This window comes from Streptomyces sp., from assembly GCF_031178505.1.
In the GTDB taxonomy this organism is placed as follows: domain Bacteria; phylum Actinomycetota; class Actinomycetes; order Streptomycetales; family Streptomycetaceae; genus Streptomyces; species Streptomyces gulbargensis.
The window spans coordinates 1-2,296 of the sequence record NZ_JAPSIW010000939.1; the positions used below are offsets into that span (position 1 = coordinate 1).

General features: G+C 75.0%; 2 protein-coding genes. Both read right to left on the reverse strand.

What is annotated here, in order from left to right; genetic code table 11:
• Window positions 1-512: type I restriction-modification system subunit M N-terminal domain-containing protein (locus RIF68_RS34780; RefSeq protein ID WP_309055513.1), on the reverse strand; the 512-nt coding region annotated here is incomplete at its 3' end.
• Window positions 513-613: 101 nt separating this feature from the next.
• Window positions 614-2,296: N-6 DNA methylase (locus RIF68_RS34785; protein WP_309055514.1), on the reverse strand; the 1,683-nt coding region annotated here is incomplete at its 5' end.

Here is a 2,296-nt window from a genome sequence, read left to right on the forward strand (position 1 = left end):
GACTGCTCGGAGAAGCGGCGGATCAGCTCCTCGAAGATGTAGCCCATGTTGTGGTTGGGCACCGTCTCCGGACGCAGGTCCAGGTCGGTGAACTTGCCGATGACCTGGTAGAGCAGCCCCGCGCTGTCCAGCCGCTTGACCTGCTGGGCGAAGTCGAAGCGGTCCAGGACGCCGCGGGCGTTGTCGGAGAACGCCCCGAGGTACACGGTGAGGTTCCTCGCCGCGTTCTGCGGGTCCGCCGCGATCTTCCTCAGGGTCAGCGTGGACCGGTTGTAGAAGGAGTGGCCCGAGGCCCGGCGCAGGAAGCGGTCCGGGTCGATGTCACCGTCCTTGTACCGCTCCGCGATCTCGGCGACCTTCTCGCGGGTCGGTTCCAGCACGCACTCCAGTCGCCGCAGCACCGTGAACGGCAGGATGACCTTGCCGTAGTCGGACTGCTTGTAGTCCCCCCGCAGGAGGTCGGCGACGGACCACGCGTGGTTCGCCAACTCCGTGTGCTTGCTGCTGTTCAAGACTTCTTCCGTTTCCCTTCCGGGGCCGGTACGGATGACTGTCGGCGCGGCGGGGAGGGCGTTGCCCGTCCGTCCGCGACAGGAATGAGGGGTCTCAGAGCCTAGAGGGACTCCGGCACCAGTTGTCCGCCCGTGAGCCCCCCGCTCACGAGCCGTGCTGTCTCCTCGGCGAGGTGCTGTGCGCGCCGCGCCTGTTCGCGCAATGCTTCGACGTGGCGGAAGGCCTCGCCGTACCGGCGCTGCTCCGCCAGCGGCAGCAGCGGTACGCGCAGCCGCCCCGGGCTGAGGTGGAGCGTGGAGCTGCCGGTCGAGGCGCCGGCCAGGTTGGCCTCGGAGCTGAGGAAACCGAGGAGGAACCAGGGGTCCAGCCGTGCCGGGTCCGGCCGGAACAGGTGGACGCCGGTCCCCAGCAGGGCGCCGGCCTCCGCCTCGCCCGCGATCCGGGCCACGGGGCCGCTGCCGCCGACCAGATTGCGGACCAGTACGTCGCCCGCGGCGATCTCCGGCGTCTGCTCGGCCCGCATGTCCGGGGCCCGCCCCGTCGGCCCGGTCCCGTGGGCTATGTCGTCGCCCGTCAGGACGGGCCGGCGTTCCCCGCCGTCGGCGCCCGCCCGCGCGTCCCCCGCCTCGGCGGCCGTCGCCCGCGGTGAGATGGGCACCGTACGCAGCACCTTCAGCGCCCCGCCGCGCGCCAGGTCCGACACTGTGGCCGTGCGCCACTCGCGGGCCGAGGCCCCCGCGGCGCCCCACGGCGCCGTGCCGGCCCGTTCGGCCACCGCCCGCGCCGCCGCCGCCAGTTCCTCACGGAACGCCGCGGCCTCGCGGGCCAGTTCCGGCGGGTCGACGTCCGCCCGGGAGGCCCGGACCTGCCGGGCCGGGGTCACGTCGACGACCTCGTCGAGCAGGTCGACCACGCTCACCGCCCGCGCCACCCCGGCCCGCGCCGCGAAGCCGTCCGGGTCCCCGGCGTACGCCGTCCACGCGGAGACGATCCGCTCCGTCACCCGCGCCCAGTCCACCGCACCCGAACGGGTGCCGCCGCGCCCCGGCGCCGCCGGCTCGCCCGCGGTGTCGACGAAGAGCACCGTCCGGTACGCGGGCCGGGTCGGCTCCGGGCGCTGGAGCACCCACACCTGGAGACCGATGTGGAGCGGGATCGCCGCCCCCGGCGGCAGGGCCGCCACCGCCCGCAGCGCGCCGCTGCGGACCAGCTCGGCGCGGACACGGCGGCCGGAGGAACGGGACGCGGTGGCCGGCGGGAGGAGCAGCACGGCGTGGCCGCCCGGTTCGAGGTGGGCCAGCGCGTGCTGGACCCAGGCCAGTTCGGACTCGGCGCGAGGCGGGAAGCCGTACGCCCAGCGCGAGTCGTAGGCCAGTTCGTCGTGGCCCCAGTCCCGGTCGCCGTAGGGCGGGTTGCACAGCACGGCGTCGACGGTGAGGTCGGGGAAGGCGTCGACGCGCAGGCTGTCGCCCGTGCGCACGGTGACGTCCGTGCCCTCCTTCACCGTCAGGGTCAGGCCCACGGCGGTGCGCCGGGCCTGTACGGGCAGGCTGTCCTGCCCGTACAGCTCGTACGCACCGCGCGCCGCGGCGGCCGCCAGCAGGGTGCCGCTGCCGCAGGCGGGGTCGAGGACGCGGGCGGGGGAGCCGGGGACCAGGCGGGCCAGCAGGTCGGCGAGCGGGGCCGGGGTGCGGTAGGCGCCGCTGGCGGCGCTGTCCTCCAGCTCCCGCTCCGCCAGGACGCCCAGCGCCGTCTGCGCGCCCTCGTCGCGCACGCAGAGCAG